Genomic DNA, 14,291 nt, shown 5'->3' with positions numbered 1-14,291 from the left:
AAACTACTCTAATTTTCTTCTTGAACGCTCTTTTGATAACAAATTGAGCTCCCTAGTGGTTTGCCCTGCTACAGAAGTGTTCTCCTCTGCCCTCCTGATTAAATATGGCATAACATCTTTAACAGGACCAAATGGCACGTATTTAGCAACGTTATAACCTTCTTTGGCAAGATTGAAGCTAATGTGATCACTCATTCCGTAAAGTTGTCCAAACCATACACGATTGTCATCTCTTTCAATCTTATACTGGTCCATAAGATCCATAGCTAAGTAGCAACTATATTCATTATGGGTACCTATAAACACAGCGATATCATTTAAATTTTCCAGACAATACGTCAAGGTATCATTAAAGGTTTTATCTGTTAACTCTTTAGTTTCACAAATTGGTGATGGATACCCTTTATCTTCTGCTCTCTCTCGCTCCTTTTCCATATAGGCTCCTCTTACAATCTTTACACCAATTTTAAATCCATCTTTTTGGGCATGATGGTGTAATGATTTGAGGTAGTCTAAGCGATCCCATCGGTAAGTCTGAAGCGTATTGTAAACTATAGGTTTTTCTGTATTGTAGCGACGCATCATTTCTTCAACCAAGACATCTGCTGCATTTTGCATCCAGCTTTCTTCTGCATCTATCAAAATCTCAACATCCCTTTCTTTCGCCAGTTTACATACGGTATCGAAACGTTCTACAACACGGTCCCACTCCTTTTGTTCAGAATCCGTAAGTGTTTTTCCTTCTCCCAGTTTTTGATATAAATGAAATCTTCCAAATCCTGTTGGTTTAAAAACAGCAATTGGCATTGCCTTCCTTTCATCTGCAAAGCGGATGATTTTCAAAGTGGTTTCCATAGCTCCGTCGAAATGGGCTTCGGTTTCTTTTCCTTCCACAGAAAAATCCAAAACAGAGCACACTCCTTTGCTATACATCTTGTCAATGACATTCAAACAATCTTCTTCATTTACACCTCCACAAAAATGATCAAAAACAGTTGCCCTTATCAATCCTTCAACCGGTAAATGCGCCTTCAAAGCGAAGTTAGTTGCCGCAGTCCCGATCCTCACCAAAGGCTCATGGGAAATCATTTTAAACAAAAAATAGGCACGTTCTAATTCAGAGTCACTTTTTAACTCAAAAGCAACTTTTGTGTTGTCAAATAATTGTTTTGTTGTCATTTGAAAAAAATAATGCAAATATATTTATTCATCCCCTAATTTTATCCTAAAAACTGCTTATTTTCACACTATATTATTAACTTTTTTTGCACAATGAAATCCATTATATCAACATCTTCCAAAGTTCACTTTAATGACGAAGCTTATACAGAATTAAATCATTATTTATCGAAAAATAGGTTCTCGAAAATTTTTGTGCTGGTAGATTCAAATACCCACGGATTGTGCCTCTCTCAGTTCTTACCAAAAGTTGAAACAGATGTAGAAATTGAGATTATTGAAATTGAACCTGGAGAACAACACAAAACCATTGAAACCTGTTCTGGAGTTTGGAACGTGCTTTCGGAATTGGGGGCTGATAGAAAAAGTTTACTACTAAATCTTGGTGGCGGTGTTGTAACAGATTTGGGAGGTTTTGTGGCGTGCACTTTTAAAAGAGGGATTAAGTACATTAATATCCCCACTACCCTTTTGGCCATGGTAGATGCTTCTGTTGGAGGTAAAACTGGAGTAGACCTTGGGGCCTTAAAAAATCAGATTGGAGTAATTAGTTCGGGGGAAATGGTGCTGATAGACACTTCCTTTATCAATACACTTCCCCAAAACCAACTAAAATCTGGTTTGGCAGAAATGTTGAAACATGGGCTTATTTATAACAGGGCCTATTGGGATAAAATGAAAGATCTTGCCCATCTAACATTGCACGACCTAGACGATTTAATTTACGAATCGGTTCTTATTAAAAACGATATTGTAGAAAAGGATCCCTTTGAAAACAATGTGCGAAAAACTTTAAATTTCGGGCACACGTTAGGCCATTCCATTGAATCGTATTTCTTGAACCATCCTGAAAAACCTGAATTACTACACGGTGAAGCGGTTGCAGTTGGGATGATTTTGGAATGTTATATTTCATCTGAACTTACAGGATTGTCCAAAAAAGATCTAGAAGAAATTCAAAACGTAATTAGTAAAATCTATGAATATGTAGAGATTGAAGAAGCCGATTTTGAAAGTATTATAGAGCTTTTAAAATACGACAAAAAGAATGAGCACGGCAATATCAACTTTGTGCTTTTAGAAACTATAGGCATACCTAAAATCGATTGTATTGTTGATAACCAACTCATCATAAAAGCTTTCGAATATTATAAAAGTTGTTATAAGTAACGAGCCTTTATGATTTCACAGTGATAATTTTCATTACCCAGAATAATACTTCTTTATTCTATAAAAAAAGGACTATTACATTAATAGCCCTTTTTGAAAAACGTAACGTTATTTATCTATTACAATTCATTAAAGATTGTATGCATTAAACGCTTTTTGTCGTTGATACTTTCTTCCAAAGAAATCATCGTTTCTGTTCTGTAAACACCATCTATATCATCCAGCATAAAAATAACATCCTTGGCATGGTCTGTGTTTTTAGCTCTAATTTTACAGAAAATATTAAACTTACCAGTTGTAATATGCGCTACAGTTACATATGGAATTTGGTTGATACGCTCCAAAACAAATTTTGTTTGTGAAGTGTTTTGAAGGAAAACCCCAACATATGCAATAAAGGAGTATCCTAGCTTTTTGTAATCCAATGTTAATGAAGACCCTTGGATAATCCCTGCTTCCTCCATTTTTTTAACTCTCACGTGAACAGTTCCTGCGGAAATAACCAATTTTTTTGCAATGTCTGTAAAGGGAATCCTAGTATTATCGATCAACATATCCAAAATTTGGTGATCGATTTCGTCTAATTTGAATTTAGCCATATTTAAGTTCTGTTAAATTTAAAACAAAAATAATAGATTTTCTTTGAAGATAATACAGTATATCACATTTTTTTTACATTATTAATGATATTTTATGATTTTCAATGAAAACGAAATCGATTTCGCTACCCTCCTGGAGCTCTGTGTTTTCAGCAGTTAACACCCTCTGTTTGTTGGCGTTATAAGCTTTATGAGCATGCAATTCCCCTTGTTTCGAAAAGCGCTCAATTTTAGGTGTAAATTTAACACTTAATCCTTCGAGCCGCTCTTCATACTGCACACAAACATCACAAATTTTCCCATTCACTAAAGCATCTCTTATAATGATGTCATGAAAGAGTTTTTGATTTTCCGGAATCGTGAAATATGGCTCATAATTATCACCTTTTATATCATTATTAGCGATATATTGAAAAGACAGTATTAAAGCATAGTAAATAAGCTTTCTGGTCTCCTCTCTTGCATAATCATCAGGATAATGACCTGCCTCAAATAATATGGTAGGCACTCCCAAATGCTGAAACGTATCCCCTACACAGTTAATATTAAAACTATCGTCATATATCCCCACTTGATTTGGGATAACGGTTTGTAAGTGTTTGTTCATCTCAGCTATAATCTCCATAGCGACCTTTCTATTGGATGTTAACGAACGCTCCTCATCCTGAGATGGCGATAAAAAAGACACTATGGCAGAATTATCGCTAGCTCCTGCACTAAATATGGTACGTTGTCCATGCAAATTATAGCAATAATCCGGTTGAAACCCTTCAAAACAGTTTTTAAGCACCTTACTTTCTGGTTGTGTTTGGTTTTGGGCATCCCTGTTAAGATCTACTTCGTTCGCATTTACCCTTGTGTAGGCTTCAGCGCCATCCGGACTTAGAATAGCAATTACTTTATATGTACAATTCTCCTGTAATTGTCTACTAATTTCCGAAGGCTGTTTAAAGAAGTTAAATACGTCAAAAAGAGCCTTAGTGGTCGTACTCTCGTTTCCGTGCATTTGAGACCATAAAAGAAGTTTTTTAGGCCCATTACCAAATGTTATGGAATATATGTTTTGTCCTTTAACAGAAGTACCGATAACATCCACCTTAAAAAGTGAAGGCAGCTGTTTAAGCATGGGCTCTATTGAAATATTGGTAATGTATCTATGCTGAAGTGATTTTTCGCAAATCAAATCATAGTCTCGAGATAGGCTGTCTATAGTCATTGTGAAATTTTAAGTTACAAAGGTAAACAAAGAGACATTTACAACTGTAAACAATAAAATCAAGGTAGTCGGTATACGTTTGTAACAGTTTAATAAGAGCTAAAAAGCTGTTTATTAGTCGGTGTTACGAATAATTCAATGCACATATCGAACAAAACTTAAACACTTGTTTTCTAGATATTTAATTATAGTTACTTAAAGCTGAAATTAAGATAATATTGAACTATTTTTCAGATATTTTACCAATGTAACCAATATTGTTTTACATTTGTAACAACAATTCAACTAACACCTTGTTTACAATGATAAACAACGATGACTTTGTTAAACGACTACAAAAAGTGATGGATTACTATAGTGAAAGCGCCTCTTCTTTTGCTGAAAAGATGGGAGTACAACGCTCTAGTATCTCCCATATCCTCTCAGGAAGAAACAAGCCTAGTTTGGACTTTGTTCTTAAAATACTTCAGGCTTTTCCTGAAGTAGAATTGTATTGGCTATTGAATGGAAAAGGAACTTTTCCTGCTGGTAGCGAAGTCTTTTCTGGGCAAACGTCCCTTCCTATTGTTGAGCGTGAAGAACCACTAAAACAAGCTCCAAAACTTCCCCCTTCCACCTTAGAAAAGCCCCTTGACAAGGCTATTGAACGCATCGTCATTTTTTACACTGATGGAACTTTTAAAGAATACCAAAAAGAATAAAATTCTTTCTTAATTTTGCTTCAAACTATAACGATGAAGATAATTTGTGCCCTTTTTGGATGTTTGATATTGACCAGCTGCTTTAATATAGATCGCAATTGCGCCGACTATAAAACAGGTACTTTTCAATTTAATTACCTAGAAGATGGCATTAAGAAAACAGGGAAATTTGTACGTACCGAAGCTTACAGCATTGATTATTTTGATGGAAAAATAGATTCTTCTTCCGTACGATGGATCAATGATTGTGAGTTCATCTTAACCAACTTAAACCCTAAATCCAATCAGGAAAAAAGGGCCATTCACATGAAAATCATCAGTACTACTGAAGACACGTATACCTTTGAATATAAATATGCCGTAAAGGAAAGCAACCGCCCCAACAGAGTCGTTAAAGGCACTGCCAAAAAAGTAGATTAGTCCATGCTTGAATTTTTGTTGTCCGGGGAAGCTATTATGGCACTACTCACCCTCACATTTCTTGAGGTCATCCTTGGTATTGACAACATTGTATTCATATCCATAGCCGCCAACAAACTCCCTGAAACGCAACGCTCAAAAGCAACTACTATAGGGCTTCTCTTGGCTATGTTTCAGCGTATTATATTATTGTTTTTTGTGTCGTTTTTAATTGGTTTGGACGATCCTTTTTACACCATTGATACCTCTTGGCTGCACATTGGCATCAGTTGGCAAGCCATAATTTTGTTCTCTGGAGGCCTGTTTTTAATTTACAAAAGCACTTCTGAAATTCGAGAAAAAGTTGAGAATCCTACCCATGATGAACACTCCGTAAAGTCAAAAAAAATAAAATCACTGGCTCAAGCCCTTGTTCAAATATTGATTATTGATTTTATTTTTTCCATCGATTCAATCCTTACGGCAGTTGGAATGACCAACGGCCTACACCCCAACCATAATTATGCTTTAATATTGATGATTATTGCAGTGGTAATTTCCATCGGAATTATGATTGCTTTTGTAAATCCCGTAAGAAGATTTATAGACAACCACCCCAGTATGCAAGTTTTGGGATTGGCATTTCTTATCCTTATCGGTTTTATGCTAATCACCGAAGCGGCGCATTTATCGCACACCTCTATTTTTGACCAAACCATTGGTGCTATTCCAAAAGGGTATTTATATTTTGCAATCGCCTTTTCACTTTTCGTGGAATTATTGAATTTTAAAACTTCCAAAAAAAGGTAAGTCCAAAATAATTTCACTTCAAATAAAAATCACCTTAAAAAATCAAAATGAGCAAATTTTCCTACTTGCTCATAATTTCCGTATTTAATTTTTTCCTTACCGATGTACTGAATACGCAAAATATAGCGATGAAGATAAATCTTGATTTTTCGTGCAAAAAAAAGGTCAAATCCTAAAAATTGATTTGACCTTTTAAAATTTATTTGCTGTAGAAATTAGAACAAGGTAGTTTGCCCTTGATCATCATCCTCTAATTCTGAATTGTCTTGTTGAGAAACATTTTCTTCGGAAGCTTCATTTTTTTCTGTAACATCAGTTTCGTCTACCACTTCCAAATCATCGGCATGAACTTCTTCCGGAGCTTCATAAGGCAAAGGATCCAACAAGCTTATTTGGTTGACTTTGTATTTGGTCAACTGATTTCCAAGAGCCGAAATTCCTTTTACACCAATAAATTCTTCAAGGTTCACCAAGAGATTCTCTTTTCTGTCTTTACCCCGCTCCTTAGTGAATTCCACTTCAGCCATAGGTTTCCAATCGGTAGAAACTATTTCAAGTTGTGAATTTGGATGGTCCGGAATAAAGCTTTCTTCCCTACTTTCATTTTCAATAAAAAATCGCTTCACATAATACAGTTCCTTTTCACCATTGTAATAGATGGCGGAAATTGGTTTTTTAGGAATCCATTTTTCCATGACAACCATGTCATTTCCAAAATGCGCTGTCAATTCAGGAGTAATGGTTTTGGCTACACCTGCTTGATTAATGATCAAGATGCGATCCTCGCCTCTAAATTCCCCTAGTAACTCGCCTCTACCGTCAACATTTAAACGTTGTACAGCGTCATCAAACCAAATTTTTCTAGGCTTCAAAGTAGACACCCCTTTCTCTTTCAGTTCGATACGCTTCACAGAATATTTGGTAACCAAATTACCTTTGGAAGCACGCCCTTTTATCAGGATTTCGGCAAAATCCAAATCCCATTTCAATTTCTTGATACTGCCCACTTGACGTAACAACACCGTTACCACTTCAGCTTCCCCATTTGGATTGGCCGAAAAATATAACACTGCAGAATTTTTTGCGCCGTTGGTAAGGTCATATTCCCTGTCGCGTGTAATGGCTGTAACATTAAAGCGCTTTACATAGGTGGGGCCACCCTTACCATCTCGGTACATCATGTTATAAATGGTACGCTTATCCTTCTTCTTGAAAACGGCCACATGGATGATATCCTTCCCTATAAAAGTCTTGGAATCCACCTTGGTAATCATCATTTTACCATCGGCTGTGAATACGATAATATCATCAATATCACTACAATCGCAAACATATTCGTCCTTTCTAAGGGACGTACCAATAAATCCTTCTGCTCGATTAACGTACAACTTCGTGTTTCTAATCACCACTTTTGTGGCGTCTACATCATCAAACACACGGATTTCGGTTTTACGTTCTTTTCCTGGTCCGTACTCCTTTTTCAGTCTTTCAAAATAAGCTATCGCGTAGTCTATAATATTGGCTAGATGATGCTTAACTTCTGCAATTTGACCTTCAAGAGCTTCTATTTTTTGAAGTGCTTTATCAATATCGAATTTAGAAATACGTTTGATTCGTATTTCTGTCAAACGTACAATATCTTCCTCGGTTACAGCTCTCTTTAAATGCTTTACATGAGGTTCCAGTCCTTTGTCAATTGCCTGAATAACACCTTCCCAAGTTTCTTCTTCCTCGATATCGCGATAAATTCTGTTTTCAATAAATATGCGCTCCAAAGATGCAAAGTGCCACTGCTCTTCAAATTCTTCCAACTTGATTTGAAGATCCTGTCTCAACAATTCAACCGTATTATCTGTAGAACGTCTCAACATTTCCGACACCCCTATAAAGAGTGGTTTGTTGTCTTCAATAACACAGCCCAATGGTGAAACAGACATTTCACAATTAGTGAATGCATATAGCGCATCAATGGTTTTATCAGGAGAAATTCCTGTTGGTAAATGCACCAAAATTTCAACTTCAGCAGCTGTATTATCCTCTATTTTTTTGATTTTAATCTTGCCTTTATCATTGGCTTTAAGAATAGAATCTATTAAAGTAGAGGTATTGGTACCGAATGGTATTTCCGTAATAACCAGTGTATTTTTATCGTATTGAGAAATTTTAGCCCTTACCCTAACGCGTCCACCACGGTTACCATCATTATAGTTAGTGACGTCTGCAATTCCCGCTGTTGGAAAGTCAGGAAAAATGGTGAAACGTTTCCCATTTAAATGCTTCACGGAAGCATCGATAAGCTCGATAAAGTTGTGTGGTAAAATTTTAGTAGACAATCCTACCGCAATACCTTCTGCTCCCTGGGCTAACAATAACGGGAACATTACCGGAAGGTTTATGGGCTCCTTTCTCCTTCCATCATAAGAAGCCTGCCATTCTGTAATTTTAGGATTATAGACTACATCCAAAGCAAATTTAGACAATCGGGCTTCAATATAACGGGAAGCTGCAGCACCATCACCAGTTAAAATATTCCCCCAGTTTCCTTGGGTGTCAATCAATAAATCCTTTTGGCCAATTTGTACCATAGCATCTCCAATACTGGCATCCCCGTGTGGATGATACTGCATGGTGTGCCCAACGATATTGGCTACTTTATTATAACGACCGTCATCCAAATCTTTCATGGAATGCATGATTCTTCGCTGTACGGGTTTGAAGCCGTCTTCTATGGCAGGCACGGCCCGTTCTAGAATTACATACGAGGCATAATCCAGAAACCAATCTTTGTACATCCCCGTAACACGGGTAATGGTTTCTTGTTGATCGTCTCGTTCATTATTTAGCAAATCGTCGTTATCTTCTGTCATTAATTATTTAGATTTTCTATTTAGTTTAATCATTTTACTCAAAGACTGCTTGATGTATTTCCGTTTTCTTCGAGATACCAAAGTGATATTAAAGCTTTCCTTATTCACGTTACCACGCTTGTCTTTTATATAAAGCGCCAAGGATTTGTAAACTATAAAATTGTTGATTCGGAATCTTACCAACTGTTCTTTAGTAAATTCAGCTTTATGTTCCCTGTAATTAAAATAGTCTGCCAACAATAACCCTCTATTAATGACCACTACTTTTACACCATCGCTGTCATATTCAAAATATCTGGAAATATAGTAAACAATAGAAAAAAGCACTATAAAACCTCCAGTAACCAACGTAAAGGTGATAAATGGGTTATCGCTCACATCTGAAAAAGCGCTAAAAACCGTAGCTAAAAGTATAGCCAAAACAATCAGTATAAAATATACCGAAATGATAACATTCTTTACTTTAGCATTATTGGTTCTCATAGATCCCCTACTTTTCTTCCAGTACGTCTAACTCTACCTTAAGATTGTTAATGATGAATTCTTGTCTGGTTGGCGTATTTTTTCCCATATAAAACTCCAAAAGCTCTTCAATGGACTTATCCTTATCCAACATTACAGGATCCAAACGGATGTCCTCTCCTATAAAATGCCTGAACTCATCGGGTGAGATTTCACCAAGCCCCTTAAATCGTGTGATTTCTGGCTTTGGTTTTAATTTATCAATGGCATAATGCCTTTCTTCATCGGAATAACAATAGATGGTTTCTTTTTTATTTCGAACCCTAAACAAAGGCGTTTGTAAAATATACAAGTGCCCCTCTTTAATTACCTCAGGGAAAAATTGTAAAAAGAACGTAATCAGCAACAGTCTAATGTGCATTCCATCCACGTCGGCATCGGTTGCTATTACAATATTGTTATAACGCAAATCTTCAAGTGATTCTTCAATATTTAAAGCCGCCTGTAATAGGTTGAACTCTTCATTTTCGTAAACAATCTTTTTAGTCAAGCCATAACAGTTTAATGGCTTCCCTTTTAAACTGAATACCGCCTGCGTGTTCACATCCCTGGATTTTGTAATACTTCCAGATGCCGAATCCCCCTCGGTTATAAATATCGTGGTTTCTAGATTGCGCTCATTCTTTGTATCCCCAAAATGAATCCTGCAATCACGTAACTTTTTATTGTGAAGGTTGGCTTTTTTAGCTCTATCCTTCGCCAATTTACGGATTCCAGAAAGCTCCTTACGTTCACGCTCGGCTTGAAGGATCTTTCTTTGGATCTTGTCCGCAGTTTCGGGATTTTTGTGCAGATAATTATCTAAATGTGTTTTTAAAAAGTCATTTACATAGGTTCTTACCGTTGGCAAATCCCCTCCCATATCAGTAGATCCCAGTTTGGTTTTGGTCTGACTTTCAAAAACAGGCTCCATAACCTTAATGGAAATGGCGGATACCACAGATTTCCGAACATCGGAGGCATCATAGTTTTTTCCGAAGAATTCTCTAAGCGTTTTCACCAACGCCTCTCTAAAAGCCGCTAAATGTGTTCCCCCTTGCGTTGTATTTTGCCCGTTAACGAATGAGTGGTACTCTTCGCTATATTGTGTTTTACTGTGAGTTAACGCAACCTCTATGTCATCTCCCCTTAAATGGATGATTGGATATGCCAAATCGGACTCATTGGTGTTATCTCCCAATAAATCCTTTAATCCATTTTCACTATAGAATTTTTCACCGTTGAAAACTATGGTCAATCCTGGGTTGAGATACACATAGTTACGGAGCATTTTCTCTACATACTCACTTCTAAACTTATAGTTTTTGAAAATGGTATCATCCGGTACAAAGGACACTTTGGTTCCTTTGCGTCTAGAGGTATCCTCCAACATTTCTTGATTGGTAAGGTTTCCTTGGTGGAATTCAGCCGAAGCCGACTTTCCATCCCTGGTGGACTCTACCCTAAAATAAACGGACAAGGCATTTACCGCCTTGGTACCAACCCCATTTAATCCAACCGATTTTTTAAAGGCTCGGGAATCGTACTTCCCTCCCGTGTTCATTTTTGAAACAACATCCACAACCTTCCCTAAAGGAATACCACGACCATAGTCACGTACAATCACCTTATTTCCTTGAATGGAAATTTCGATGGTCTTTCCAGCCCCCATGACATACTCATCAATGGAGTTATCCAAAACTTCCTTCAATAAGATGTAAATACCATCATCTGGTGAAGAACCGTCACCAAGCTTCCCGATATACATCCCAGGACGCATCCTGATGTGTTCTTTCCAATCGAGTGAGCGAATATTGTCTTCGGTGTAATTGGTTTGTTCAATCATATAACAAGCCTATGCAATTATTTTTTTGAGTTAGATGCTAATATAATATTTCGGCACAAAAATCCGAAATAAACGGATACAAATTACACATAAAAAAGCCAACATCCCATAGGATATTGGCTTTTAGATTTGTAAGAAAAGTAGTTTTATACGTTAAACAAGAAATGCATAACGTCCCCATCCTTCACAATATAATTCTTTCCTTCCACACGCATTTTTCCAGCTTCTTTCACTTTAGCTTCACTACCGAAGTTCACATAATCTTCATAACCGATTACTTCAGCTCTAATGAAACCTTTTTCAAAATCGGTATGGATTACTCCTGCTGCTTGAGGTGCTGTCGCTCCTATATCCACGGTCCAAGCTCTTACTTCCTTCACACCTGCAGTGAAATAGGTTTGTTGGTTTAATAATTTGTAAGCCGAACGGATCAATTTTGAAGACCCTGGCTCCTCCAAGCCAACATCCTGTAAAAACATTTGACGCTCTTCATAATCGTCTAATTCATTAATATCTGCTTCTGTAGCAACTGCCAACACCAAAACTTCAGCATTTTCATCCTTAACAGCTTCGCGAACTTGCTCTACATACTCATTTCCAGATACTGCAGATCCTTCATCTACATTACAAACGTACATTACTGGCTTGTCTGTAATGAATTGGGAAGGCTTTACAAAATCATTGTAATCATCCTCGCTAAACTCCAAAGCTCTTACAGAAATACCTGCTTCTAAACCATTTTTGATAGTCAACAGAACAGCTTCCTCTTTTTGAGCTTCTTTGTTCCCGGTTTTAGCAGCTCGCTTAACTTTTTCCAGCTTTTTATCAACGGTCTCCAAGTCTTTCAACTGCAACTCCATATCGATGGTTTCTTTATCTCTAATCGGGTTTACATTACCATCTACGTGCACAATGTTGTCGTTCTCAAAACAACGCAAAACATGAAGAATAGCGTCAGTTTCACGAATATTTGCCAAGAATTGATTCCCTAATCCTTCACCTTTACTAGCTCCTTTTACCAAACCTGCAATATCCACAATCTCAACCGTTGCTGGCAATACGCGCTCAGGCTTTACTAATTCCTCCAATTTTTGCAATCTAGGATCTGGTACGTTTACCACCCCAACATTAGGTTCTATGGTACAAAATGGAAAGTTTGCACTTTGCGCCTTAGCATTGGACAAACAATTGAATAAGGTTGATTTACCCACATTAGGCAATCCTACAATTCCTGCTTTCATATTTTAGTATTAGTTCATTACGTTATGTTCCACCACCGTGGAAATGCGGTGGCAAAGTTAACTATTTATGCGATGTTTTAAACAAAAAATCCTGAGTGTTTACTCAGGATTTAATGATGTGTTGTGAAAATTGCCTCTGAATTAATCTTCAGGGTGCATAAAGCGTTGTTTTCCTAACAATTCTTCTTCCGTTTCCACATGGTCGTCATCTGGAACGCAACAATCCACCGGACATACCGCAGCACATTGAGGTTCTTCATGAAATCCTTTGCACTCGGTACATTTATCAGGAACTATATAATATATTTCATCACTTAATGGTTCCTGTGCCTCATCAGCATTCACCGATTTACCATCTGGTAAAATAACATCCCCACTCAAACTGGTTCCATCATTATATCTCCAGTCGTCAGCACCTTCATATATAGCTGTATTAGGGCATTCCGGTTCACAGGCTCCACAATTTATGCATTCATCTGTTATAATTATTGCCATAGCATTTTTTCTATTTCAGCGTTTAAATTTTCTAACTTTGTACAAAAATAAAGCCAAAACCATTCATAACCAAACACAGAATGAATTTACCACAAAGAATTGATGCATTCGTAAAATTAGGTGATTTTTTAAGTCAGTTTGCACAAGATAATTTTATAAAAAAGGAACATATTCCTCATAACGACCTATTCTTTGACGGCTTTAAACATCAAATTAATTTGGCCAATGAACACAATGGCTGGTTCACAAAAGAAAATATTGTTTACGCACTTAATGGATGGTCTAACTCGTTGACAAAAAACAACATTGAAAAGTGGCTCTTAAAGTATCACTTTAACAATGAATCCCCTAAAAAAGTAGCCATTATTATGGCTGGAAACATTCCTTTGGTAGGATTTCATGACTTTGTTTCAGTGCTTATTTCTGGTCACGATGTTATGGTAAAGCAGTCAAGTAACGATAAGCAGCTACTTCCCTTTTTGGCCAAATATTTAGAATTCGTTGAACCTGGTTTCAAAGGAAAAATAAGTTTTACGGAAGAAAAACTAGAGAATTTTGATGCCGTAATTGCCACCGGAAGTGACAACACAGCGCGCTATTTTGAATACTACTTCAAGGGCAAACCATCCATTATTAGAAAAAACCGCAATTCCGTAGCGGTTCTCACAGGAAACGAAACCGAAGAAGAACTCAAAGAATTATCTAACGACATTTTCAGATATTACGGATTGGGCTGTAGAAATGTTTCCAAAATATTTATTCCTAAAGACTATGATTTCAATCAATTCTTTCAAGCCATGTATGATTGGAATCCTATCATTAATGAAGCTAAATACGCCAACAACTACGATTATAACAAAGCGGTTTATTTAATGAGTGAATTTGACATTTTGGAAAACGGCTTTTTGATGATCAAAGAAGACACAAATTACGGCTCACCAATAGCGACAGTTTTTTACGAATATTATGATTCCATTGAAGACTTAAAAAACAAATTGGAAAACGACAAAGAAGACCTTCAATGTGTTGTTTCTAAAAATGTTACCAGCAATGAAATCCCTTTCGGACAAACTCAAAACCCGCAACTTTGGGATTATGCCGATAACGTAGATACTATTGAATTTTTGCTAACGATTTAGCTGATAAATTATTAATTTATTAACGCCTTTTTTAATATAATTTATCAACTTTGCGGTCAACACAAACAAATTAATCAATAAAACTGTTTTTAGGACAAAAATCTATCAAACAACTTAATTAAAACTAC

The 14,291-nt window shown here is 36.6% G+C and carries 13 protein-coding genes; 5 read left to right on the top strand and 8 right to left on the bottom strand.

Annotated elements, in window-relative coordinates:
• Positions 1–3: 3 nt before the first annotated feature.
• Positions 4–1,179 (bottom strand): proline dehydrogenase family protein, encoded by a 1,176-nt coding sequence (locus tag BKM32_RS10555; protein ID WP_076663767.1) that lies wholly within the window; start codon positions 1,177–1,179, stop codon positions 4–6.
• Positions 1,180–1,272: 93 nt separating this feature from the next.
• On the opposite strand from BKM32_RS10555, the gene aroB reads away from it, so the two are divergent.
• A complete protein-coding gene (aroB, locus tag BKM32_RS10550) occupies positions 1,273–2,349 on the top strand; it encodes a 3-dehydroquinate synthase (RefSeq protein ID WP_076663766.1) in 1,077 nt (358 codons plus the stop codon).
• 119 nt (positions 2,350–2,468) lie between these two features.
• On the opposite strand, the gene BKM32_RS10545 is transcribed toward aroB, so the two are convergent.
• Both BKM32_RS10545 and BKM32_RS10540 read right to left on the bottom strand, forming a co-directional pair.
• On the bottom strand, positions 2,469–2,948 hold the full coding sequence (locus BKM32_RS10545; protein ID WP_053977912.1) for an Lrp/AsnC family transcriptional regulator: 480 nt from the start codon (positions 2,946–2,948) through the stop codon (positions 2,469–2,471).
• Between the two features lie 73 nt (positions 2,949–3,021).
• Positions 3,022–4,164 carry a M14 family zinc carboxypeptidase gene (locus BKM32_RS10540; RefSeq protein WP_076663765.1) on the bottom strand — a complete coding sequence of 381 codons (1,143 nt, stop codon included), beginning with the start codon at positions 4,162–4,164 and terminating at the stop codon, positions 3,022–3,024.
• Positions 4,165–4,466: 302 nt separating this feature from the next.
• Between BKM32_RS10540 and BKM32_RS10535 the strand changes: the two genes are divergently transcribed.
• The 3 genes from BKM32_RS10535 to BKM32_RS10525 are packed head-to-tail and all read left to right on the top strand — an operon-like array spanning position 4,467 to position 6,074.
• A complete protein-coding gene (locus tag BKM32_RS10535; protein ID WP_076663764.1) occupies positions 4,467–4,865 on the top strand; it encodes a helix-turn-helix transcriptional regulator in 399 nt (132 codons plus the stop codon).
• A gap of 33 nt (positions 4,866–4,898) precedes the next feature.
• On the top strand, positions 4,899–5,285 hold the full coding sequence (locus BKM32_RS10530) for a hypothetical protein (RefSeq protein ID WP_076663763.1): 387 nt from the start codon (positions 4,899–4,901) through the stop codon (positions 5,283–5,285).
• 3 nt (positions 5,286–5,288) lie between these two features.
• Positions 5,289–6,074, top strand: a complete 786-nt coding sequence (locus BKM32_RS10525; protein ID WP_076663762.1) for a TerC family protein — start codon at positions 5,289–5,291, stop codon at positions 6,072–6,074.
• A 215-nt stretch (positions 6,075–6,289) separates the two neighbouring features.
• Here the strand turns inward: BKM32_RS10525 and BKM32_RS10520 are convergent, their stop codons facing one another.
• The 5 genes from BKM32_RS10520 to BKM32_RS10500 form a co-directional block, all read right to left on the bottom strand.
• On the bottom strand, positions 6,290–8,941 hold the full coding sequence (locus tag BKM32_RS10520) for a DNA gyrase/topoisomerase IV subunit A (RefSeq protein ID WP_076663761.1): 2,652 nt from the start codon (positions 8,939–8,941) through the stop codon (positions 6,290–6,292).
• Positions 8,942–8,944: 3 nt separating this feature from the next.
• Complete coding sequence (locus BKM32_RS10515) at positions 8,945–9,424, bottom strand: hypothetical protein (protein ID WP_076663760.1); 480 nt, start codon at positions 9,422–9,424, stop codon at positions 8,945–8,947.
• Positions 9,425–9,431: 7 nt separating this feature from the next.
• Positions 9,432–11,288 carry a DNA topoisomerase IV subunit B gene (locus tag BKM32_RS10510; RefSeq protein ID WP_053977919.1) on the bottom strand — a complete coding sequence of 619 codons (1,857 nt, stop codon included), beginning with the start codon at positions 11,286–11,288 and terminating at the stop codon, positions 9,432–9,434.
• 146 nt (positions 11,289–11,434) lie between these two features.
• Positions 11,435–12,529: a redox-regulated ATPase YchF gene (ychF, locus tag BKM32_RS10505; RefSeq protein ID WP_053977920.1), complete on the bottom strand. Its 1,095-nt coding sequence runs from the start codon at positions 12,527–12,529 to the stop codon at positions 11,435–11,437.
• 141 nt (positions 12,530–12,670) lie between these two features.
• The gene (locus BKM32_RS10500; RefSeq protein ID WP_076663759.1) at positions 12,671–13,024 is read right to left on the bottom strand and encodes a 4Fe-4S dicluster domain-containing protein; all 354 of its coding nucleotides are present in this window, start codon (positions 13,022–13,024) and stop codon (positions 12,671–12,673) included.
• Positions 13,025–13,104: 80 nt separating this feature from the next.
• On the opposite strand from BKM32_RS10500, the gene BKM32_RS10495 reads away from it, so the two are divergent.
• Positions 13,105–14,163 (top strand): acyl-CoA reductase, encoded by a 1,059-nt coding sequence (locus BKM32_RS10495; protein ID WP_076663758.1) that lies wholly within the window; start codon positions 13,105–13,107, stop codon positions 14,161–14,163.
• The last annotated feature ends 128 nt before the right edge of the window (positions 14,164–14,291 follow it).

Source organism: Mangrovimonas sp. DI 80, assembly GCF_001975575.1.
GTDB lineage: Bacteria > Bacteroidota > Bacteroidia > Flavobacteriales > Flavobacteriaceae > Mangrovimonas_A > Mangrovimonas_A xylaniphaga.
The sequence above is the reverse complement of the archived record's forward strand: the minus strand, read 5'-3'. Positions and strand labels throughout refer to the sequence as shown.